The sequence below is a fragment of the Microcoleus sp. EPA2 genome (assembly GCA_020882975.1).
Taxonomy (GTDB): Bacteria; Cyanobacteriota; Cyanobacteriia; order Cyanobacteriales; family Microcoleaceae; genus Microcoleus.
The window spans coordinates 1-21737 of the sequence record JAHRFD010000055.1; the positions used below are offsets into that span (position 1 = coordinate 1).

Here is a 21737-nt window from a genome sequence, read left to right on the forward strand (position 1 = left end):
GTGGGGCACACCGAAATCAACGCTTGGGGACAGACCGATCTCTACTCTTTGATGGCAGCATCAACGAGCAAATCGACTGATTGATCCAAGAATCCCCGCGCCTTCAAGGCCGGGGAGTGTCAAACATTACTTTCATTGGTTGAACAAGAAAGAAGCGAATAGAGAACAATCAATAGTGAACAGTCAACTTTTATGTTTATTGCAGCTAGCTTTTGCACCTGTGGGAGCTTATAGTTATTCTGAAGGACTCGAAATTTTAGTAGAAACAGGTGAGATCGATAGCGAAGTTAGCTTGAGAAATTGGTTGCAAGACTCCCTGCAATTCGGGGCGATTCGAGTAGAGGCTGCGCTGGCGGTACGGGGTTTGAGAGCGACGAAGAAAGGGGATTTAACAGGTTTGAGTTATTGGAATGGGTGGGCGACGGCGACTAAGGAAACTGAAGAATTGCGATCGCAAAGTTGGCAAATGGGACGGACTTTGATGCGGTTATTGCTGGATTTGCGATCGCCCACACCGGATGGATTAACGAAAATAGTACCAGAATTCGTGGCATCGGAGGGTAATCAGTGCAATTTTGCCATCGCCTTTAGCATTGCTTGCGCTTGCTGGCAAATTGAAGAAGAAGCAGCCGTGTTAGGATATTTGTACAGTTGGGCGACAAACTTGGCGAGTGCGGGCGTCAAATTGATTCCCCTTGGTCAAACAGCCGGTCAACAATTATTGTTAGATTTGCACTCGCAAATTAGCTTTACTGCCCAAGAAGTTTTAAAATTAGAAGATGACGACCTTGGTAGTTGTAGTTGGGGATTGGCCCTAGCTAGTATGGCCCACGAAACTCAATATACTCGATTATTTCGCAGTTAAAAATCAGACAATCTCAAATCTCAAATCCCTATGAGTGCTTTTCGTGTTGGAATTGCCGGCCCTGTTGGTTCGGGAAAAACAGCTTTACTTGATGCTTTGTGCAAATCCCTCCGTCAGCACTACAAGATGGCTGTGGTGACTAATGATATCTATACTCAGGAAGATGCACAGTTTTTGGTGCGGAGTCAAGCTTTGGATAGCGATCGAATTTTGGGCGTAGAAACCGGAGGCTGTCCCCACACGGCTATTCGGGAAGATGCTTCGATCAATTTAGTGGCTATTGAACAATTGGAATACAAATTCACTGACTTAGATTTAATCTTTGTCGAAAGTGGGGGCGATAACTTAGCGGCAACTTTTAGCCCAGAGTTAGTAGATTTGACAATTTACGTAATCGATGTGGCTGCGGGAGACAAAATTCCCCGCAAAGGAGGACCAGGAATTACTAAATCCGATTTGCTGGTAATTAATAAAACAGACCTCGCACCCTATGTGGGAGCAGATTTAGGAGTGATGGAACGGGATACTCAAAAAATGCGTGGGGAAAAACCTTTTGTTTTTACTAATTTGAAAAGCCAGGAAGGATTAGAATCGGTAGTTAATTTTATCCGCTACCATCTAGTCTAGAATTCTATTGAAATTAGATATCTAATGAGTCGAAGGGAGCATTTTTAAAGGTAGTTGATTAATATAATACCAATTTTAAAAAAGAATGCAACAGTAGTCTTGTCCCTCCCCTTTATAAGGGGGGGGTTAGGGGGGTCAAAGATTGTTGCACGATTTTAGAGAAATGGTATAACTCAGAAGTTGTTGGATTATCTACAGCGGGGAAAAGCGGGTTTACTAAATCATTAGTTTTAAACATGGATAATTTATACAACCCGCCCCTAGGATTTAATGTTAGTTCATGGGTTTGATTCCTGCCAAATCTAAAATTTGAGGAATTAAATCTTCCCGCTTGACAGCCATCATGTGAACTCCTTGACAAATTTGTCGCGCTAGCTTAACTTGTTCGGCGGCAATTTTTATGCCTTCCTGTAAGGGTTCTGGAGCTTTTGCCAAACGATCGATCGTCTCTTGTGGTATGTGAACTCCCGGCACATTCTTTTTGATAAATTCAGCATTTTTAGCGGATTTAAACAGAAAAATTCCTGCTAAAACTGGTTTGTTAGAACCCGCAGCAATGTGGTGCATAAACTTATCTAAAGTTTCAAAATCTGTGATTAATTGACTTTGAAAAAACTGGGCTCCTGCTTCTAATTTTTTCTCAAAGCGACTTTGTAAACCTGACCAACTGGGGCATTGCGGATCGACAGCAGCACCTGCAAATAAATCAGTAACTCCATCTGTTAAAGGTTTGTCATTCCAGTCTTTGCCGCTGTTCATTTTTTGAATAGCTTGGAGCAGGCGCACTGCTTCAAAATCAAATACGCTTTTAGCTTTTGGATGGTCTCCGGCTTTGACTGGATCGCCTGTTAGTGCTAATATATTGCGAATACCTAAAGCCTGTGCTCCCATCAAATCGGCTTGTAAACCAATTTGATTGCGATCGCGACAAGCAACTTGACAAATCGGCTCAATGCCGTGCTGCAATAAAATTACTGATACCGCTAAGGGAGACATTCGCAACACTGCGCGACTGCCATCGGTGATATTAATGGCGTGAACTCGGTTTTTAAGAATTTCAGCCATTGCTAGCGTATGAGTCATATTACCACCTTTGGGAGGGGCAACTTCGGCGGTAATTATAAATTCTCCGGGGGTGGTGCAAGCAGTGCGAAAACGATTCATTATTTGTTGACAGTTGACGGTTGACAGTTGGCAGTTGGCAGTTGGCAGTTGGCAGTTGGCAGTTGGCAGTTGGTTGTTGATTATTTGTTATTTTCAACAACCAACAACTAATAACCAATAACCAATAACTAATGACTAATGACTAATGACTAATGACTAACAACTAATTTGGTAAAGAATAACCGAAAGCTGTTTTAACCTTGGTCAGAGTTTGGTTGGCAATAGCTTCTGCTTGTTCCTTTCCACGACGTAGCACCGACTCCAAATATCCCCGATCGTCCATTATTTCTTTGTATTTATCCTGAATAGGTTTAAGTGCATTAATTGTGGTTTCTGTCAATAGGGGCTTAAAATCTCCCCAACCCATATTTTCACACTCCGCTGCTACTTCTTCCTTAGATTTCCCAGAAAGCAGGAGATAAAGCGTCAGCAAATTTCGAGCTTCGGGGCGATCGGGGTCATCAAAGGTCAAACCTCGCACCGCATCTGTTTTGCACCGCTTAATTTTTTTGGTAATTGTTTCTGGCGAATCTAATAAATTAATTCGACTCAGTTCGGAAGGGTCTGATTTAGACATTTTACGATTGCCGTCTGTCAAGCTCATCACCCTCGCGCCGTCAGTCCGAATTAACGGTTTGGGAAGTTTCAATACAGGTTTTTCCGGTGTGCCAAATTGGTGATTTAATCTAATAACCAGATCGCGGGTGAGCTCCAAATGTTGTTTTTGGTCTTCTCCCACTGGCACTTGATCTGCGTCGTAAAGCAAGATATCTGCGGCCATCAATACGGGATAATTCAGCAAGCCTGCGTTAACATTTTCTCCTTGTTTAACTGCTTTTTCTTTAAACTGAATCATATCTTCTAGCCAGTTAATTGGCGTAATGCAGTTAAGCAGCCATGCTAGTTCTGTATGAGCAGGAACGTGGGATTGTATGAAAATAGTAGAATATTCCAAATCGATGCCACAAGCTAAATAAAGAGCTGCGATGGTGTAGCTGTCATTAGCTAGAGTTGCGGGATTATGCGGTGCGGTAATGGCGTGCAAATCGACTACGCAAAAGTAATTTTCGTACTGACTTTGAATTTCTACCCAGTTGCGAATGGCACCGAGATAATTGCCGAGGTGTAGATTGCCTGTTGGCTGAACTCCTGAAAGAACGCGCTGTTTGCTCATGAGGAAAGAAGAGAATTGAAGTCACATTTCTATATTGACACGTTATTTTAATTTCCGATCCCCTTTGTTAAATTCGATCGACCGCAAACGATCTAAATCTCAGCCTTAAAAAGCTCGCTGTCAACTGTCTACTGTCAAATCTTTTTCGGTTTAGTGCGCCACCAAGTGATGCTGGCTGCGAAAAGGGCGATCGCAAAACTCAAGGCAAAGGAAAATAGAAAGGGATGCAACTGCATTAAAATTGGAATTTTATAGTTTTGGACTGTCTCGAATACTTTGTCTGTGCCGCTGGATGCTGCAATTCCTCCGGCGGCTAAACCGACACCGATCGCCTGTACTGTGCTTTGTAGTCGATCGTCCCGATTTTTCTCTCCTAGTTCGCTCTTGCGGAGTGCGAGTTGGTTGGTGCGATCGCTCCTGGCTTGTTCTATTTCTACTATGCCGCGAATTGAGGCGATCGCCTGTTCGATTAAGTTTGTGCCGTGGCGGAAATATCCTAAGTCGCCTGCTATTTGCGATCGCATATAAAGAGCACTTTTTCTACTGAAGTGATTTAATATAGATAGTTCTTCCTTATCGATTCCTAGTATATCACAAATTGTTTGCAAAATGTCAATGTAATTGTTAAGATTTAGGACAATTGTATTGTCATAATCTTCGAGTTTCCGCAGCAGGCGAGTATAAGTTACTGCTTTGCTGAAGAGTTGCTTTAACTGTTCCTGAAATTCCTGCAATTGGGTGGGAGTTAATACAGTTCCTCTGGAAAATTGAGCCTGCAATATCTCCATGTTTTTCTCAATAATGCGGTATTCGCGATCGAGTTCGTCGTAAATCAGGCGGCTGTCTTGAAAAGCTTTGATGACTTTGTGGCGGTGAAATAGTAGGTTGAGTATTTCTTCTTGGCACTTGTTAAAATTTTCATCGGTTTGTTTGTCGGAAAGCAGCCAGACAAGCAGGTGGCGGTAATTGGCGGTATCGCTAATTGCACCGTATTCAAAAATCGGACTACCGAACAGTTTACTCGATCGGTAAAATACAGGTGGCGAGTCGCTGTGAAATAAGGCATCGCGACATTTATCGGCTAGGGGTTTGAGGGAATCTAAATTATCTGGTGAGTTTGCGGGAAGCCATGCGGTGAGTAGGAGAGTTTGACCTAAAAAGTTGTCGTCGCCGTTGATGAGTAAGGCTCGATTTGGGTTGAATTGCTCGATCAAATCAATATCTACATTATCAGCGGTGCCGTCTTCCGGGCAACCTATATTTAAGCAGAAAGCATAGCTGTCCTGAATTTGTAGCGGTTGGGCAAAACCTTCTATGGGCTGATTTTCGTTAAATTCGAGTACAACAGTTGGCAGTAAATCCTCGCGGTAGGTGTGAGAATTTGGTGGGAAAACTAGATTTGGTGTTAGCTTTTTATTGGTGAAGTTGGCGAGGATTTTGTCGCAGTGTTTCCACAGAGGATTATTGCTGCCCTTACTGTCATTTTGCAGTTGGAAAGCGTATAAATAGACATTGGGGGCAGAAATTTTGTCACTCATGTTATTGGGGCGGTGGCTAGGAATTGGGGCGGTGTTTTCTCAGGTTTTCGGGTAACTCTGGATAGCGGTTTGCTAGTTTTGGTTCTTGTCCTTCTTTTTTGGTGCGGTCTGGTTTTAGCTTTCTGTCAAATTTATTAATTTCATCTGTTATTTTAGGATAGTTTTCACACCAAGCACCAATGGCATCAGCTACTTCTTTGTTCGATTTATCTGCCATCTGGGATATGATCTTGCTGAGATTTGCTAAATCGTCAACCGCCCCGGCTTGTTCAAAGACTTCGGGTTTAGTTTCAAAGACTGCTAGGAAACCAGAAATAAATTCTTCATCTGTCATTGCTAATTCCTCCGTTGATTATACTAAGGTCAAAGAAACCGGGCTTCTATCATAAATCTCAATGGTCACAGAAAATCTCGGAAGAAACCCGGTTTCTGATACCAACCCTTATTAAGGTCAAAGAAACCGGGTTTCTCTGATAAATCTCAATGGTCACAGAAAATCTCGGAAGAAACCCGGTTTCTGATACCAACCCTTATTGCCCAACTGCACAGAAAGCCGCCCAGTATACGGGAGACTCATAAGGTTGATAATCCTGTTTGTAACCGCGCCTGTATCTGTCTTGAATTTTCTGTTTATGTTCGCGACTCAGCAACTGCGACGCTTCCACCCATTCTAGCAAACCTTTGACAGTCAAACTCCGCAGCCACAACTGAGACTCCCGCAAAGCTACAGCCACAGCAGGCCGAGTTTCCCCACGAAAAAGTTCGTAAAATTTGATGGTTAAAATCGCTGTAGATACATCATTGACAGCCCACAAAGTGCTGAGAATACTCGTCGCCCCAGCATAGAAAAAACCGCTAGTCAATCCGATATATTCATCTGTGGTATTCCTGGCATCGGTTAACCCAGTTTCACAGGCAGAAAGGGCTACTAAACGGCACTTACTTAACTCCAAATCAAAGATTTCTGTCAGTGTCAAACATTCTACGATGTCGTAGGTTTCGCCTCGGCGGGAACGAATATAACGCTTTTCCTCGGAGGGAACCCCAGGCTGGGCGGGCACGGGGGCACCGCCCAGGGCTGTTTCATTCTCAGACAAATCATCGTTTTGTAGGGGTAGTGCCCCCGTGCCTACCCTCTTCATCAAGGATTTTGTATGCGTTTCAAAGACTGGGGCGGGCACGGGGGCACCGCCCCTACGAAGAGGGGGAGTTTCTTCTCCTGTCTCCCCCCTTACCAAGGGGGGATTAAGGGGGGTTACTTTTGCGCCGGCTAGGATTAATGCGGATTTTTCGGGATTGAGAAAGTCGAAGAAGCCGTGACAGGAAAAGTGGGCGATATCGGCATTTTGCAAGCTGGCAATTTGTTGTTGCAATCCTGCTTTGCTGGCGTTTTGCCGACTCAATATTTCGGCGGGATTGAAGGATTTGGCAATGGCTTCGACTTCGATGTCGGTGAAGTCTAAATCTTCTGTGGGGTTTTGGATGGCAAAAAATTTGCTGGGTGATGTGTCTTCCGCCGTCAGATTTTCCCGCTGAGATAATTGCAAAAGTTGGCAACTGGGTGTGTATCTCACGCCGCCTGGGAAAAGTTCGAGAAGACATCCAGTTTCTACGGTTTTGTCGGCTTTTTGTCGGCTGCTGGTGAGGGCGTGTAGGGGGAATAGGTGCAGGTATCGGAAGGGAACTAAGATTAGTTTTTGGCAGTTTTCGGGGAGGCGAGAAATTATTTCGTCGATGTGCAGAATCTCGGCTAATTTTTTCAGGCGGCTGTCTAGTTGGTTTTTCCAGTTGTCGTATTTTTCCTCGTCTTTGATGTCATCGAGATATTCCTGTTGTAACTCTTGTAATGCTTGCAAGTCTTGATAGGAAGATTGCCAGATATCCGGTTGAGGAGAGTCGCGGGTGACAATGAAAAATTTAAAGTCGTTGTAGGTAATGTACCATTCTAAAATTGCTTCGTTTTCAGCTAACAGGCTGCGAATTTCTGCAAAACTAATCCGCTGTACTTGGCTGGGGAGGCTGCGGGCTTTGTGAAACAATTCTACTAGGTTTCTGGTTTTGCTGCGTTCGACGTATTCTAGGGCGGCAGTGGAGTTTTCCATTGCTAGGCAAACTTCTACCATTGACTGATAAAGTATATTCCATTCTTCAGCTAATTTCTGTCTGTCTGCTTCGCCGCCGATAATGATTTCACTCCGCATTAATTCGACTGTCTCGATGGCAGAGTTAAAGGTATTGTAAGCTTCTGGGAGTTGGGAATTTTTCTGGTAGGCAACTCCGAGATTATATGAGGTGTTAGCATTCTCTATAGGAAATGCGTCGCGGGTGCGAATTTTCAAGGATGCCTCAAAAGCTGCGATCGCCAATTCCAGATTCTGGGCTTTTTCCCCTCTGATTCTGTAGAGGTACGCATTCGCCAAATTATTTTGACACGCTGCCCATTCAAAGGGAAATGCGTCGCGGGTGTAAACTTCCAAGGATGCCTCAAAAGCTGCGATCGCCAATTCCAGATTCTGGGCTTTTTCCCCTCTGATTCTGCTGTAGTACGCACCCGCCAAATTATTTTGACTCCTTGCCCAGTCTTCGGGAAATGCGTCGCGGGTGCAAATTTCTAATGATGCCTCCAAAGCTGCGATCGCCAATTCCAGATTCTGGGCTTTTTCCCCTCTGATTCTGTTTCGGTACGCAACCCCCAGATTATTTTTACTGGCCGCCCAGTCTTCGCGAAATGCGTCGCGGGTGCGAATTTCCAAGGATGCCTCATAAGCTGCGATCGCCAATTCCAGATTCTCGGCTTTTTCCCCTCTGATTCTGTAGAGGTAAGCCATCCCCAAATTATTTTGACTCCTTGCCCATTCAAAGGGAAATGCGTCGGGGGTGTAAACTTCCAAGGATGCCTCAAAAGCTGCGATCGCCAATTCCAAATTCTCGGCTTTTTCCCCTCTGATTCTGTTTTGGTAGGCACTCGCCAAATTATTTTGACACGTTGCCCATTCAAAGGGAAATGCGTCGCGAGAGTAAACTGACAAGGATGCCTCAAAAGCTGCGATCGCCAATTCCAGATTCTCCGCTTTTTCCCCTCTGATTCTGTAGAGGTAAGCCATCCCCAAATTATTTTGACACGTTGCCCATTCAAAGGGAAATGCGTCGGGGGTGTAAACTTCCAAGGATGCCTCAAAAGCTGCGATCGCCAATTCCAGATTATCGGCTTTTTCCCCTCTGATTCTGTAGAGGTAGGCATTCGCCAAATTATTTTGACACGTTGCCCATTCAAAGGGAAATGCGTCGCGGGTGTAAACTTCCAAGGATGCCTCAAAAGCTGCGATCGCCAATTCCAGATTATCGGCTTTTTCCCCTCTGATTCTGTAGAGGTAGGCATTCGCCAAATTATTTTGACACGCTGCCCATTCAAAGGGAAATGCGTCGCGGGTGTAAACTTCCAAGGATGCCTCACAAGCTGCGATCGCCAATTCCAGATTCTGGGCTTTTTCCCCTCTGATTCTGTAGAGGTAAGCCATCCCCAAATTATTTTGACTCCTTGCCCAACAAAAGGAAAATGCCTCGCGGGTGTGAATTTCTAATGATGCCAGATAAGCTGCGATCGCCCGTTCCAGATTCTCGGCTTTTCCCCCTCTGATTCTGTTGTAGTAGGCAACTCCCAAACTATTTTGACTCCTTGCCCACTTTTCTGAGTAAGCTTCGCGAGTAACAATAGTTAATCCAGTCTCCAGACAAGCAATCGCCACCTCTAAATTATTTGCCCGACTGCCTTGCCGTAGGTTAGAAAAGCTAATATTCAAGCCGTATAAAATATTTGCAAGATTGTATGCTTCTTCTGCATCCAAAGTTGCCAGACTTTCAGTTGCCCACTCTCGCAAATATTGAGCAAAACCATCATCTACTAATTCTAGGTTAGCTTGCAGAATCTCGATTTCTTCCTCGCTGGGACAGGTGAGGAGAGAATGAATCAGATTTTGATAAGCTTGGCGGCGCGCTTCGTTCATTGCTGACAACCCATGTTTTTAGAATTTTACATTCTTTGCCGGGGAAAAACAAGGGGGAAACCCGACTTGCTGAATCGTCTGGAGTCGTTGGAGTGTGCGTCATAAGCTGCTAGGCAACTATGTCGTATATAGCAATCCTAAATCATTTGCGTAATTATTGTAGGGGCAAACCCCCCGTGGTTGCCCGGATAGATCAGGGGTAGGCACGGGGGCACTACCCCTACAAATTTTGCGAATCATTTAGGATCGCTATAATATAGATACAAGATAAGTAAGCGATCGCCATAATGAATCTATTCGGAATGGGCCCGGTCTCATTCAAAAAAATCTCGATAATTTGCGATGGGCAAAAAATAAGAGGAAACTAAAATGATTTCACAAACTTTAGTAGAGATTGAACGTTCTATTAGTTCCCTGTCGATAGAAGAACAACTTTGGCTGCTGGAACGTATCGCTTGCCGAGTGCGGGAGAAAACTTACATAGCTAATAAACTCGCTAATGCTAAATACCTGGAAGCAGAGATAGCAGAGATGGCCAAAGATCCAGATATTCAAGTTGAGATTGCTGCTATCAATCAAGAGTTTATTGTGGCAGAAATGGATGGTTTAGAAGCACTATGAGCATTCAGCGAGGGAAAATTTATTTTGTCAATCTTAACCCAGTTCATGGAAGAGAACAAGTAATTTGACTCGGCGGTTGAAACCGCGTCTTGTCAAACAAAACCCGCCTTCGCGGGTTGAAGAGTGTGCGGTTTAAACCGCCGGATCAAAATAACTAATGACTAATTACAAATCTGTCATTAACCTTGCTTTTCGCAAAACAAATGTTAATACAGTTTCTTGACCGGTGATAATGTCGGCTCTACCCTCCATTCCTGACTGAATTGAATACTGGCGATCGACTTTAGCTTGCTGGCTTCCCAAGGAGTCATCCCTATCGATTTTGGTTAAATAAGTTTTTTCCGGCTGAATGGCAACTTCGTAATAAGCTGTACCTAAATTATTATTGGAATTTTGAGAGGCGATCGCATCTGGGGCGATCGCGCTTACTGTTCCTTTCAGTGTTCCGTAGTCGGGGAAGGGTAACGCGGAAATCCTCATCTGCACGGGTTGGCCGATTTGGATGCGGGCGATGTCTTGGGAGGTTACTTTGGCTTTGACTATCAAGGGTACGTCGCTGGGGACGATTTGGGCGATCGCACTTCCGGCTTGCACAGTTTGGCCAGGATGTTGTAATTCTACTTTGAGAATTGTACCGTCTGCTGGGGATTTGATAACGCTATATTTGAGTTTTAATTCAACTTGATTTAGTTCTTTTTGAGCTTGAATCAATTGCTGTTGAATTGAGGAGCGCTTCACCAGCAAAACCCGCCGACTTCTGCCTAATCGTTCAGCTACATCGGGCAGGGATGTTGCTAATTTTACCAGAGCTGATTCCACTAATTTATCTGCTGCGGAACTTTCATTTTGGATACTCTGAAATTGGGCACTAGCTAAAATTTGATTCTCCAATTCCCGCAATTGGCGATTGATTTCATCGGCTGCTGTCTGAGACTGAGTGACAGTTTCTTGGAATTGCTTTTTTTGACTATCTAACCGGGATGCGTCCACAACGGCGATCGCATCTCCTTGTTTCACCACCTGATTTTCAGTAACCGCAATGCTTTCGACGGTGCCCTCTGTTGTCGCTTGTACAACGCGCACTTCTCCGGCGGGGCGGACGATCGCATCTGCTTTGACTGTAGCACTGTATTTGGTGACGCTAGCCAGGGCGATCGCACCTCCAAAGGTAGCCACCATCAAAATTCCTCCCCAACTTGTCCAGCGGCTGACAGGGGGCAAAAATTGGTCGTTCTCAAAGGTTTCAACGGATGGGGATTCGGGAAGAGGAGACATGGCGACAACAGGGTAAGAAGAGGGAAGATGGAAGATGGAAGATCGAAGATGGAATATGGAAGAAATTTATGCGATCGCCTAATTAGCCCTAACGATTTCAGCAATTAATCATGTCCCAACCACGGTTCGGGTTGCTCTAAAAATTCCACAGGGTGGCTAATACCAATTTCATAAAGTAGCGCTACATATCTACCCCCCCAACCCCCCCTTATTAAGGGGGGGCTAAGAACTACATCTGTAGTAGGACTTGATGAAAATGGTATAACTCTAAACATCCTTATTTCTTTGAGCGCATTTATTTTTAACTTTCCGGATAGCCCAGATACATTTAGAAGTCTCAATCAAAATTCGTAGGCTACAGCCAAAAATCCGCACAGATTCCCTGAATGAGCATCCCAACTTAGCTTCCCGATCGAGACTGGTAAAAAACCGGGTTCTATTTTGAGTACACGTAAGTATTGAATATCTCACCGAATCTTTGACTTGAAATCGATCTCTCTGAGACAGAGGGACGAAAAAGTCTTGACTGCAAATTTTTGATTAATTAAATTTCCAAGGAGTTCCTCATGTTTGAAAATCAACAACACTCACTATTTACCGAACTAACAGATGCCGAATCTGCTACTGTCAGCGGTGGGAATAGAAGCAGCGGTGTCAGCGATATCGACATTAATAGCGATGCCAGCAATAGCAATGCTGATGATATCAATACCTTGTTGTTTGTACCAGATATCAGTCAACTTTATATGTACGACCCTAGTCGGCAGCGTCCGTATAAAACCATCGTGGTTTAGAAAAATAAGTCTAGGGGCTTATTTGGAAAAATTTATCCGTAATATTCCGGAGATTCATCGGCTTTTAAGAAACATAGATCGGTATTTAAACCAAGCTAGAAAGTTTATCAAGTTTCTACCTTGTGTCCAATTTGAGCGCATAAAACGGAGTCTATCATGAAAGAAACTAAAGACACCTCACTAGACAGCTCACTGTTTACTGACATCACCCCAGAAGCATCTGCCAGTGTCAACGGGGCTCATCGTTATCGTTATGTCAGCCGTCGTAGCAACTGCGATAACTACAGCTACAATCCCTACTTCGATGGTCGCCCAGTTCATGGCTACGTACACAACGTGTCCCATCGTCGCTACTACGACTGGTAACTGACTGTGAAAACCTCAGAAATTTTGGTGAAAAATTCAGAAATTGCCATTTAAACGATGCTTTAGAATTTAGCTGAAATTTCTAGTTATTGTCCAACTTTATCAGCTTAAAAGGAGTTTATCATGCAAGCAACTAAAGAGAGCTCACTGTTTACTGAAATCACTGCTGAAGAATCTGCTAGTGTCAACGGTGGTTACTATGGCTGTTACCGTCCCCGTCGTCGTATTGTATACCGCCGTAATCGTAACGGTACTTTCACAGCAGTAGTTCGCTACTGGTAAATGTGAAGTCGGTTAATTCAGCTTTATAACTGTGAATCGAGGAAGTACCCATAACATTATGGGTGCTTTTTTCTGATTGACTATCCGGCGATGTGTAATCTGTTTTAGGCTCTGTTGATGACAATAAATTGTCAATATATATTGTTATTTTCCAGAGAATACCATCTCCGAAAAAGTTAATACTTTATGAAATATCAGGTTGTTCTTCAGCATAGTGAAGAAGATTGCGGAGCTGCTTGCTTGGCTTCCATCGCTAAATTTTATGGTCAAAATTTGACTATTAGTCGTTTGCGAGAATTCGTCGGTACCAGTCAACAAGGGACGACTTTACTGGGGTTAAAACAAGGAGCTGAGGCGATCGGCTTTAATGCTCGATCGGTACGAGCAGCATCTGCGATTTTAGACAAGCTGGATGATGCCCCTCTACCTGCTATTATTCACTGGAAAGGTTATCACTGGGTAGTTTTGTATGGAAAGCAGGGCAAAAAATATGCGATCGCCGATCCAGGAGTCGGCATTCGCTATGTTTCCAAAGAGGAATTAGCCACGGCTTGGACAGATTGGTTGTGCTTGCTGGTGGAACCAGATCCAGAGCGGTTTTTTGCCCAAGGAGAGAGTCAAGCATCCGCAAGTTCTCTACAAAGATGGATGCGACGCATTGGGATTTACCGCCAGATTTTGATGGAAGCATTTTTGCTAAATATAGTCTTAGGTTTGCTGTCAATTTCTTCGCCTTTTCTCGTGCAAATTCTCACGGATGATATTTTGGTGCGAGGCGATACGCAACTTTTGGCTAGTGTGGCGATCGCCGTTATAGTTATGAACCTATTTAGCAGCAGTTTAGGACTCGTGCAGTCCAACTTAATTGCTCAGTTTTCCCAGCGCTTAGAATTGGGATTCGTGATGGAATTCGGGCGCAAACTACTGCGTTTACCTCTGAGCTTTTACGAAAGTAGACGCAGTGGCGAAGTCATAGGTAGATTAAAAGATATTCAAGAAATAAATCAATTAGTTTCTCAAGTAGCCATCAGCTTACCCAGTCAATTTTTTATAGCGATAGTTTCTTTTAGCTTCATGCTTTTTTATAGCAAACAACTAACACTAGCCGCTACACTCATTGCGTGTTTGATGACTGCTTCTACTATAATATTTCTGCCCGCATTGCAGCAAAAAACACGCAACTTACTGGTATTAGAATCCGAAACACAAGGGATGTTGGTAGAAACTTTTAAAGGGGCGTTGACCGTCAAAACTACTAGCAGCAGTCAACAACTTTGGGAAGAATTGCAAAGACGCTTTGGTCGCTTAGCTAATCTTACTTTTCGGACTACCCAAATTGGGATATTAAATAATATATTTTCTGGTTTAGTTGCCTCCGCTGGAAGCATTACTATCCTGTGGCTGGGGAGTGGCTTAGTAATTGAAAAAGTCTTGAGTATCGGTCAATTACTAGCTTTTATTAGCATGAATCAAAATGTGACTAATTTGGTAAATTCAGTGGTAGGATTTAGTGACGAAATGACTCGCGTCCAGACAGCAACTCAGCGGCTGTCAGAGGTGATTGACGCTGAACCGGAAAGCAAAAGCGATCGGAATAAACCTTTTGTACAAATTCAAAACCGGGACGATATTGTTTGTAAGAATGTTAAGTTTCACTATCCAGGTAGACTGGATTTGCTCGAAAATTTTTCGGTCACGTTTCCTGGTGGTCAATCCATCGCTTTAATTGGCTATTCCGGCTGTGGCAAGAGTACCCTAGCTAAAGTAATTGCTGGTTTGTATCCGCTGCAATCTGGTAATATTAGAATTGGTGATTATAATTTACAGGATTTGTCTCTTGACAGTCTCAGACAGCAGGTAGTTTTGGTTCCTCAAGAAGCACATTTTTGGAGTCGATCGATTCTAGAAAATTTCCGTTTGGGCTATCCAGAAATTAGTTTTGAACAAATTGTTAAAGCTTGTAAAATTGCTGGGGCGGATGAATTTATCAGCCAATTACCAGATAAATACCAAACGGTGTTAGGGGAATTTGGAGCGAATATTTCTGGTGGACAAAGACAAAGATTGGCGATCGCCCGTGCAATTCTCAACAATCCACCCGTATTGATTTTAGACGAATCTACCGCCGGATTAGACCCCGCCAGTGAAGCGGAAGTTTTAGAACAGTTGTTGATGTACCGACACGGAAAAACTACGATTTTTATCAGTCACAGGCCGAGAGTGATCGATCGCGCTGATTGGATTATTATGTTAGAACGGGGGAAGTTGAAAGTGCAAGGATCTGCTGCCAGATTGCGATCGATCCCAGGAGATCATTTAGAGTTTTTGCATCCTTGAGTCAGTTATAAAGCAGCAACCGTTGTCAGGTGCGTCGCCATCAATCATCTGTCAGTAAAATCAATTTTCTGGTAGCGACGCACCTGACAAAACATAGTAAGGGGGGCAATTGTTACTTTTTTTGCTCGATTAATGCACTCTGCACACTAGGGCGATCGCCTCTTGATTTTCTAATACCAAACCATACTCCAAACCTTCAACCACCGCCTGACAAGAAGCATCCAAAATATTACCAGAAACCCCAACCGTCGTCCAGCGATCTTGACCATTACTAAACTCAACCAACACGCGAGTTTTAGCAGAAGTTCCCGCGCCACCGTCGAGAATCCGCACCTTGTAGTCTGTTAGGTAAAAATGTGCGATCGCCGGATAGAAATTAACCAAAGCTTTCCGCAAAGCCGTATCCAAAGCTGAAACCGGGCCGTTTCCTTCCGCCGCTTCCAAAATATTTGTGCCATTTACCGACAATTTCACCGTCGCTAAAGCCGCACAATTTTCGCCTACTTTATCGCAGTGAACTTGAAATCCCTGAATTGTAAACCATGGCTGACGATTTCCCAAAGCTTCTCGCATTAACAATTCAAAACTCGCCTCAGCAGCCTCAAATTGATAGCCCTGACTTTCCAATTTTTTCAATCTTTCCAGAATTTGGCGACAAGCAGGATCTTGGCGATCGAGTTCAATCCCAAACGTTTTAGCCTTGGCCAAAACATTGCTCAAACCAGCTTGATCTGAAATCACAATGCGGCGACAGTTGCCAATCTTTTCCGGTTCTAAATGTTCGTAAGTTAGCGGATTTTTTTCCACCGCGGATACGTGAATACCACCCTTGTGAGCAAAGGCTGAAAGCCCCACAAAAGGAGCGTGGTCATCGGGAGCCAAATTTACTATTTCGCTGACCGATCGACTAACTTGAGTTAATTTGATTAATTGCTCATCTTGAATACAATCATAACCCAACTTAAGCTGAAAATTAGGAATCAAAGAACACAAATTAGCATTACCACAGCGTTCGCCATAGCCATTAATAGTTCCCTGTACCATCTTCACTCCTTCTTGGACAGCAGCCAAAGCATTAGCCACCGCAACCCCCGAATCATTATGAGTGTGAATTCCTAACTGTAAAGACGAGTTTGAATCGACCCCTAAAACCTCTGAAACCTCTCGCACAACCTGACTAATTTCGTGAGGCAAAGTGCCGCCGTTGGTATCGCAAAGCACCAGCCATTCAGCACCAGCTTGTGCCGCCGCCCTCAATGTTTGAATAGCATAATCTCGATTGTGTTTATAGCCATCAAACCAGTGTTCAGCATCATAAATAACCCGCCTTCCCTGACTCCGCAAATATTCAATCGTATCTGCAATCATCGCCAAATTTTCATCTAGTGTCGTCTTCAACCCTTCAATGACGTGCAAATCCCAAGACTTGCCAAACAGTGTTACCCACCGAGTACCAGCCGACAAAATAGCCTGCAACATTTCATCATTAGCCGCAGCCCTTCCCGGTCTCCTAGTCGAACAAAAAGCCACAACTTCTGCTTGAGTTAAAGGCTGTTCTTTCAGTCTCCAAAAAAATTGTACGTCTTTAGGATTAGCCCCTGGCCAACCACCTTCAATAAAAGGAATTCCTAAACTGTCTAACTGACGAGCAATTTGTAGTTTGTCTTCCAGAGATAGGGAGAGTCCCTCGCACTGGGCACCGTCTCGCAGCGTGGTATCGTAGATCCAGAGCCGATTTGTCATGGGGAATTAGAAATTTCAATTTGGTAATATATGAATTATCATATTAGATGAAATTCTGGGAAATAAATGCGATAATATATAGGAAAATTAACATACATCTAATTGGGGTGAATTGCTGTGGTTAAAGTACAAGCACAAGGAAAAACTTTTGAGTGCGATCGGGGAGCCAATCTCCGTGAAGTTTTGCTCGAGAACGGCATCGATCTCTACAACGGCAATGCCAAAATCATCAATTGTCACGGTCTCGGTACTTGTGGCACCTGTGCCGTCACCATCGAGGGGGAAGTTTCCGAACCCCAGTGGCGCGAAAAAACCAGACTTTCCCTCCCTCCCCATTCTCCCACATCCAACCGCCGTCTGTCTTGCCAAACTCAAGTTTTAGGGGATATTAAAGTAACAAAATATGACGGTTTTTGGGGTCAAGGCTCTGAAACAGTCTGGAAACCAACCGCCTAGATTGTGGATTAAACAACGCAGATAAGTGAAGGACACCTAAAAAGATAAAATACCCAGAGCCCTGACAATTTCTGCGAAGTCGGGGTTCTGAAACAAGATGGTTGTACGTTGAATGAGGTCAAAAGGGCAAAAAAGTCCAGAGAAAATTCCATGAATGTATCTCAAGATATTCTGATTATTGGTGGCGGAATTATCGGTCTTTCCCTAGCAGTTGAACTGAAATTGCGAGGGGCATCTGTGAGTGTAGTCGATCGAGATTTCAAACAAGCAGCCGCACGCGCCGCAGCGGGAATGCTGGCACCTCAAGCGGAAAAAATCCCTCCCAGTCCGATGCTGGATTTGTGTTTGCAAAGTCGCGCCTTGTATTCTACGTGGGTCGATCGGCTAGAAGAGATTACCGGATTGAAAACGGGATATTGGCGATCGGGAATCCTCGCACCAGTTTGTCAAGGTGATTGGGAAGACAAGTCATATTTACCAAATCTGAATGCTCAATGGCTGGATGCAGATACTATTCGCCAACACCAGTGGGGATTGGGTGAAGAAGTAGTTGGCGGTTGGTGGTATCCTGACGATGCTCAAGTTGATAACCGCGCTTTGTTTAGGACGCTTCAATTTACGACTAAAAAATTAGGAATCGAAGTTATTCAAGACAATTCTGTCGAAATTATTCGGGAACAAAATAGAGTTGTTGGTGTGGAAACAACAGCGAAAAAATTAAAAGCTGACCGTTATGTATTGGCAACAGGTGCTTGGTCTGAGACATTATTAAATATACCTGTTTATCCCAGAAAGGGGCAAATGCTTTCTGTGTGCGTCCCGGAAACTTACGATGTGGTTCAGCCGCTGCAAACAGTTTTATTCGGAACAGGGATTTATATTGTGCCACGTCAAGATGGTAGGATTATTATTGGCGCGACTAGCGAAAATGTAGATTTTACTCCAGGAAATACGCCGACCGGAATTAAAAATTTGCTAGCCGGAGCTATTAAGTTATATTCAGAATTACAAAATTATCCGATTCTGGAGTTTTGGTGGGGTTTTCGGCCAGCTACCCCTGATGAATTGCCAATTTTAGGTGCTAGTGCTTGGGAAAATTTAACCCTAGCGACGGGGCATTATCGCAATGGTATTTTGTTAGCTCCTGTTACCGCGAAATTGTTGGCTGACTTCATTGAAAATGGGAAGTCTGACCCGTTGCTAACTGCTTTTCATTATTCCAGGTTTAGGAAAAATTAGATTATTAATATCAAATCCCCTAGCCTCTAAATTATTCATCTCTCTACTCTCTCCCTCTGTGTCCTCTGTGTTCTCTGTGGTAAAAAAAATCCGATCCAACCGCAAACGATATGACATCAGCTTTAGTAAAAATATTAGCAGTAAGTTAGATTTTATCACCTACGCTTTAAACCTAGTACGCTGAGGAAAAAGCTCGATAAAACCATCTGCAAACCTACAGTCAGGCAAGTCAGCGACGGAATCACCAAACGCAAAGTTTTGGAAGGGTTAAGGATGCCAAAAGCAGTTTCACTCCAGATAGTTAACGATAATATCGAGCCAACTATTCCAATTAATATGAGGGCGACTCCGACAATCAATCCTGTCTCTAGGGTGACATAGCGAAATATTTTATTGAGTTTGGGGTCTGGAGGCAGTAGTTTCTCGCTGATGGCGAAAACTTTGGTGAATAAAGCAAATGTTACTGCTTGAAAACCAATGATAATTGCGATCGCAGCATAAAGCAGAGTGTGCACATCAAAGCTAACACGGCCAATCTTTTGAGTACCAGGTAATAGCCAGATGCCCACAATTAAACCCCAAATCATCAGCGCTACACCCGGATACAAAAACAGCCAGCGGGGACTGTAAAGCAGCAAAAATCGCAGGTGTCGCCAGCCATCTCGCCAAGTTCGCAGATGTGGCGGACGGCTGCGGCCGTCGGGAGAGAGTACGGTGGGAACTTCAGCGATTCGTAGTTTGTACAGAGAGGCTTTAACTACCATTTCACTAGCAAATTCCATCCCTGTTGTTTGCAAATCCAGCTTTAAAATTGCATCTCTTCTGAAACCCCGCAGCCCACAGTGAAAGTCGCCGGCGGGACTTGAAAAAAATAGCCGCCCAACCCACGTCAGCACCGGATTTCCTAAGTATTTGTGCAGCGGTGGCATTGCACCCGGTTTGATGCCCCCTTGAAAGCGGTTTCCCATGACTAAATCCCAGCCACCTCGCAATTTTTCGACAAAAGCGCCGAGGTTGGAAAAGTCGTAACTGTCGTCAGCATCGCCCATAATGATATAGACTCCGCGTGCTGCGACGATCCCTCCCATGAGGGCGCTACCGTAGCCTTTGGCTGGTACTGGGATCACTCTGGCTCCCATTTTGGTGGCGATTTCTTGAGAGCCGTCAGTGCTGCCGTTGTCTGCTATGATTACCTCGCCAGCAATATTGAGTTCACCCAGAGACTTGTGTGCCTTCTGTATGCAGATTTCTAGTGTTTCTGCTTCGTTCAGGCAGGGCATGAGTATCGATAATTCGAGAGTGTATTCCCCGGTTGCCTTGGTCTGCTCTGCCATATGTTTGTTTCACTCTTGCTCGCGAGTGATAATACTTATTTTTCCCGTATCTCTGCTTAAATTATGGGTTGGCAACCCAATTAAAAACAACTTAATAAAATCTGTTAAGGATGTTTTTTCATACAATTATTGCGCTGTATTATAGGTGGGGAAATTCATGAATAGAAGCGTTTTTCTGGTTTTGCTTGCTGCTATTTTGTGTGGCGTTGTTGGTCAATTTAGCCTGAAAGCTGGAGCTAAAATATTAGGGCCTATTGGTGCTGCTAATTTAGTTGAAAAAATCCTAGCAATGGCTACTCAGCCTCTGATAGTAGCCGGTCTGACTTTGTATGCAGTTTCTTCTATAGGGTTTATTGTGGTACTTTCTCGCGCCAACCTTAGCATAGTCTCGCCTTTACTGTCAATTAGCTACTTGTTTACTGTCTTAGGAGGGAAAATTATCTTTAACGAGCCTTTACCACCGTTGCGATTAGTAGGTATGGGGTTAATTATGACGGGAGTAATTTTTGTACTCCGAGGTCAAGCTGGAGGGGCGACAGGAGGAAGTTAGTCTATGTCTAATTTTGGGGCTGCTGTGAATATAGATGTATTATTGCGCGATCGCAGGGCAATTCTGGCCACCATGCACCAAAAAGAACGGGTGATGGCTCCGATTTTGGAGCGGGAATTAGGCGTCAAAATCCTCGTACCTGCGGATTTAGACACTGACTCCTTTGGCACTTTTACCAGAGAAGTTAAACGCTTAGGAACTCAAATAGAAGCGGTGCGATTAAAAGCAGCAACTGCTCTGGATATTGCCGGGGAAACTCTTGCTTTCGCCAGCGAAGGTAGCTTCGGCCCTCATCCGGCAATGCCCTATCTGCCTGCTAATCGAGAAATTGTGATTTTATTAGATACAGAACACAATCTGGAACTGATTGGCGAATCTTTATCAGTGGAAACTAACTACAGTCATCAGTTAGTTTCCAGTGTAGAAGAAGCGCAAGTTTTTGCTGACAAAGTAGGATTTCCCGAACACGCTCTGGTGGTTGTAACTGGTGATGTGGACACAGGTAATGGCGAAATTGTCAAGGGAATAGTTACAGAAAAAGATTTGGTTGATGCTGTTAGCACTGGTATCAACAAATCAGCCAGTGGTAAAGTTCATGTCGAAACAGATATGCGGGCGATGTACAATCCAACTCGAATGCAAAATATCGCCCTGGCAACTCTTGATTTAGTCAAAAAATTTTACCAATTCTGCCCGGAGTGCGGTTGGCCGGGATTTGATTGTGTCGAAAATAAAATAGGGTTGCCCTGCGGGCTGTGCTATTTTCCGACTCAGCTAGTGCGATCGACAATTTATCAATGCAAAGCTTGCGGTTATCGTCAAGAAAAACTATTTCCAGAGGGCAGAGAAACTGCCGATCCCGCCCAGTGCCAATATTGTAACCCCTGAACAAACCAGATGTTTAACCTCAGAAATAATATGAATTCGGGCTGCACTCAGACATGATTTTTGACTGTTAATATCAATTCCGGTTGTATCGTCAGGTGATTTAACCGCGAAGGCGCGTTCCCCGCAGGGGTTCCCGTAGGGTAGTACGCGAAGCAAGAGAAGAGAGAGTTTAATACAGGACGATGAAGAGAGGATTTTATATAACTGATGATTTAAAAAAAGACCAAACAAAAAGCGCCCCTATTTCTAGGAGCGCTTTTTGTTTATCTCAAGTTAAAAATTAACCGTTGATGGAAGGAGCAACCAAAGCAACTGGAGTTGTTTCGCCAGCAGCCAAGTCGAGTGGGAAGTTATGAGCGTTGCGCTCGTGCATTACTTCCATACCCAAGTTAGCGCGGTTGATCACATCAGCCCATGTATTGATTACACGACCTTGAGAGTCGATAATCGATTGGTTGAAGTTGAAACCGTTCAAGTTGA

Annotated in this window: 19 protein-coding genes and 1 pseudogene; 11 read left to right on the top strand and 9 right to left on the bottom strand. The window is 44.0% G+C overall.

Annotated features, from left to right (window positions below; translation table 11 throughout):
* Positions 1-175: 175 nt before the first annotated feature.
* Entirely contained in the window at positions 176-865 is a 690-nt protein-coding gene (locus tag AAFP14_RS25750) for an urease accessory protein UreF (protein ID WP_341735019.1), read from the top strand.
* A 30-nt stretch (positions 866-895) separates the two neighbouring features.
* Positions 896-1492, top strand: coding sequence for an urease accessory protein UreG (gene ureG, locus AAFP14_RS25755; RefSeq protein WP_341735020.1), 597 nt, complete (start codon positions 896-898; stop codon positions 1490-1492).
* A gap of 273 nt (positions 1493-1765) precedes the next feature.
* On the opposite strand, the gene AAFP14_RS25760 is transcribed toward ureG, so the two are convergent.
* The 5 genes from AAFP14_RS25760 to AAFP14_RS25780 form a co-directional block, all read right to left on the bottom strand.
* On the bottom strand, positions 1766-2656 hold the full coding sequence (locus AAFP14_RS25760; protein ID WP_341735021.1) for a methylenetetrahydrofolate reductase: 891 nt from the start codon (positions 2654-2656) through the stop codon (positions 1766-1768).
* 163 nt (positions 2657-2819) lie between these two features.
* Entirely contained in the window at positions 2820-3830 is a 1011-nt protein-coding gene (trpS, locus tag AAFP14_RS25765; RefSeq protein ID WP_341735022.1) for a tryptophan--tRNA ligase, read from the bottom strand.
* A 134-nt stretch (positions 3831-3964) separates the two neighbouring features.
* Positions 3965-5368 carry an ABC transporter permease family protein gene (locus AAFP14_RS25770; RefSeq protein ID WP_341735023.1) on the bottom strand — a complete coding sequence of 468 codons (1404 nt, stop codon included), beginning with the start codon at positions 5366-5368 and terminating at the stop codon, positions 3965-3967.
* Positions 5369-5384: 16 nt separating this feature from the next.
* Positions 5385-5702, bottom strand: a complete 318-nt coding sequence (locus AAFP14_RS25775) for a hypothetical protein (RefSeq protein ID WP_341735024.1) — start codon at positions 5700-5702, stop codon at positions 5385-5387.
* Between the two features lie 196 nt (positions 5703-5898).
* On the bottom strand, positions 5899-9372 hold the full coding sequence (locus AAFP14_RS25780; RefSeq protein WP_341735025.1) for a CHAT domain-containing protein: 3474 nt from the start codon (positions 9370-9372) through the stop codon (positions 5899-5901).
* A gap of 369 nt (positions 9373-9741) precedes the next feature.
* Here AAFP14_RS25780 and AAFP14_RS25785 point away from each other — a divergent pair, with 369 nt between their 5' ends.
* Positions 9742-9993 carry a hypothetical protein gene (locus AAFP14_RS25785; protein ID WP_341735026.1) on the top strand — a complete coding sequence of 84 codons (252 nt, stop codon included), beginning with the start codon at positions 9742-9744 and terminating at the stop codon, positions 9991-9993.
* Between the two features lie 165 nt (positions 9994-10158).
* Here AAFP14_RS25785 and AAFP14_RS25790 read toward each other — a convergent pair whose 3' ends face one another.
* Entirely contained in the window at positions 10159-11268 is a 1110-nt protein-coding gene (locus tag AAFP14_RS25790; RefSeq protein ID WP_341735027.1) for an HlyD family secretion protein, read from the bottom strand.
* 566 nt (positions 11269-11834) lie between these two features.
* Between AAFP14_RS25790 and AAFP14_RS25795 the strand changes: the two genes are divergently transcribed.
* The 4 genes from AAFP14_RS25795 (at position 11835) to AAFP14_RS25810 (ending at position 15047) form a co-directional block, all read left to right on the top strand.
* A complete protein-coding gene (locus tag AAFP14_RS25795; protein WP_341735028.1) occupies positions 11835-12062 on the top strand; it encodes a secretion protein HlyD in 228 nt (75 codons plus the stop codon).
* A gap of 156 nt (positions 12063-12218) precedes the next feature.
* The gene (locus tag AAFP14_RS25800) at positions 12219-12428 is read left to right on the top strand and encodes a hypothetical protein (RefSeq protein ID WP_341735029.1); all 210 of its coding nucleotides are present in this window, start codon (positions 12219-12221) and stop codon (positions 12426-12428) included.
* Between the two features lie 123 nt (positions 12429-12551).
* Positions 12552-12710: a hypothetical protein gene (locus tag AAFP14_RS25805; protein ID WP_341735030.1), complete on the top strand. Its 159-nt coding sequence runs from the start codon at positions 12552-12554 to the stop codon at positions 12708-12710.
* 186 nt (positions 12711-12896) lie between these two features.
* A complete protein-coding gene (locus AAFP14_RS25810) occupies positions 12897-15047 on the top strand; it encodes a peptidase domain-containing ABC transporter (RefSeq protein ID WP_341735031.1) in 2151 nt (716 codons plus the stop codon).
* A 129-nt stretch (positions 15048-15176) separates the two neighbouring features.
* On the opposite strand, the gene cimA is transcribed toward AAFP14_RS25810, so the two are convergent.
* A complete protein-coding gene (gene cimA, locus AAFP14_RS25815) occupies positions 15177-16790 on the bottom strand; it encodes a citramalate synthase (protein WP_341735032.1) in 1614 nt (537 codons plus the stop codon).
* A 117-nt stretch (positions 16791-16907) separates the two neighbouring features.
* Between cimA and AAFP14_RS25820 the strand changes: the two genes are divergently transcribed.
* Both AAFP14_RS25820 and thiO read left to right on the top strand, forming a co-directional pair.
* Positions 16908-17246 (top strand): 2Fe-2S iron-sulfur cluster-binding protein, encoded by a 339-nt coding sequence (locus AAFP14_RS25820; protein WP_341735033.1) that lies wholly within the window; start codon positions 16908-16910, stop codon positions 17244-17246.
* Between the two features lie 150 nt (positions 17247-17396).
* Positions 17397-18485 (top strand): glycine oxidase ThiO, encoded by a 1089-nt coding sequence (gene thiO / locus AAFP14_RS25825; RefSeq protein ID WP_341735034.1) that lies wholly within the window; start codon positions 17397-17399, stop codon positions 18483-18485.
* A 155-nt stretch (positions 18486-18640) separates the two neighbouring features.
* Here thiO and AAFP14_RS25830 read toward each other — a convergent pair whose 3' ends face one another.
* Positions 18641-19819, bottom strand: a complete 1179-nt coding sequence (locus tag AAFP14_RS25830; protein WP_341735035.1) for a glycosyltransferase family 2 protein — start codon at positions 19817-19819, stop codon at positions 18641-18643.
* Positions 19820-19976: 157 nt separating this feature from the next.
* Between AAFP14_RS25830 and AAFP14_RS25835 the strand changes: the two genes are divergently transcribed.
* Both AAFP14_RS25835 and AAFP14_RS25840 read left to right on the top strand, forming a co-directional pair.
* On the top strand, positions 19977-20369 hold the full coding sequence (locus tag AAFP14_RS25835; protein ID WP_341735036.1) for a DMT family transporter: 393 nt from the start codon (positions 19977-19979) through the stop codon (positions 20367-20369).
* Positions 20370-20372: 3 nt separating this feature from the next.
* On the top strand, positions 20373-21257 hold the full coding sequence (locus AAFP14_RS25840) for a DUF6671 family protein (RefSeq protein WP_341735037.1): 885 nt from the start codon (positions 20373-20375) through the stop codon (positions 21255-21257).
* Between the two features lie 280 nt (positions 21258-21537).
* Here AAFP14_RS25840 and AAFP14_RS25845 read toward each other — a convergent pair.
* A pseudogene (locus AAFP14_RS25845) lies at positions 21538-21737 on the bottom strand (photosystem II q(b) protein); the annotation flags it as partial.

What these genes read in the sequence shown, in the direction of transcription:
- AAFP14_RS25785 (WP_341735026.1), top strand. Translation starts at nt 9,742, where the DNA reads ATGATTTCACAAACTTTAGTAGAGATTGAACGTTCTATTAGTTCCCTG.
- AAFP14_RS25830 (WP_341735035.1), bottom strand. Translation starts at nt 19,819, where the DNA reads ATGGCAGAGCAGACCAAGGCAACCGGGGAATACACTCTCGAATTATCG.
- AAFP14_RS25775 (WP_341735024.1), bottom strand. Translation starts at nt 5,702, where the DNA reads ATGACAGATGAAGAATTTATTTCTGGTTTCCTAGCAGTCTTTGAAACT.
- AAFP14_RS25780 (WP_341735025.1), bottom strand. Translation starts at nt 9,372, where the DNA reads ATGAACGAAGCGCGCCGCCAAGCTTATCAAAATCTGATTCATTCTCTC.
- AAFP14_RS25840 (WP_341735037.1), top strand. Translation starts at nt 20,373, where the DNA reads ATGTCTAATTTTGGGGCTGCTGTGAATATAGATGTATTATTGCGCGAT.
- ureG (WP_341735020.1), top strand. Translation starts at nt 896, where the DNA reads ATGAGTGCTTTTCGTGTTGGAATTGCCGGCCCTGTTGGTTCGGGAAAA.
- AAFP14_RS25805 (WP_341735030.1), top strand. Translation starts at nt 12,552, where the DNA reads ATGCAAGCAACTAAAGAGAGCTCACTGTTTACTGAAATCACTGCTGAA.
- AAFP14_RS25790 (WP_341735027.1), bottom strand. Translation starts at nt 11,268, where the DNA reads ATGTCTCCTCTTCCCGAATCCCCATCCGTTGAAACCTTTGAGAACGAC.
- trpS (WP_341735022.1), bottom strand. Translation starts at nt 3,830, where the DNA reads ATGAGCAAACAGCGCGTTCTTTCAGGAGTTCAGCCAACAGGCAATCTA.
- AAFP14_RS25835 (WP_341735036.1), top strand. Translation starts at nt 19,977, where the DNA reads ATGAATAGAAGCGTTTTTCTGGTTTTGCTTGCTGCTATTTTGTGTGGC.
- AAFP14_RS25800 (WP_341735029.1), top strand. Translation starts at nt 12,219, where the DNA reads ATGAAAGAAACTAAAGACACCTCACTAGACAGCTCACTGTTTACTGAC.
- AAFP14_RS25810 (WP_341735031.1), top strand. Translation starts at nt 12,897, where the DNA reads ATGAAATATCAGGTTGTTCTTCAGCATAGTGAAGAAGATTGCGGAGCT.
- AAFP14_RS25795 (WP_341735028.1), top strand. Translation starts at nt 11,835, where the DNA reads ATGTTTGAAAATCAACAACACTCACTATTTACCGAACTAACAGATGCC.
- AAFP14_RS25770 (WP_341735023.1), bottom strand. Translation starts at nt 5,368, where the DNA reads ATGAGTGACAAAATTTCTGCCCCCAATGTCTATTTATACGCTTTCCAA.
- thiO (WP_341735034.1), top strand. Translation starts at nt 17,397, where the DNA reads ATGAATGTATCTCAAGATATTCTGATTATTGGTGGCGGAATTATCGGT.
- cimA (WP_341735032.1), bottom strand. Translation starts at nt 16,790, where the DNA reads ATGACAAATCGGCTCTGGATCTACGATACCACGCTGCGAGACGGTGCC.
- AAFP14_RS25760 (WP_341735021.1), bottom strand. Translation starts at nt 2,656, where the DNA reads ATGAATCGTTTTCGCACTGCTTGCACCACCCCCGGAGAATTTATAATT.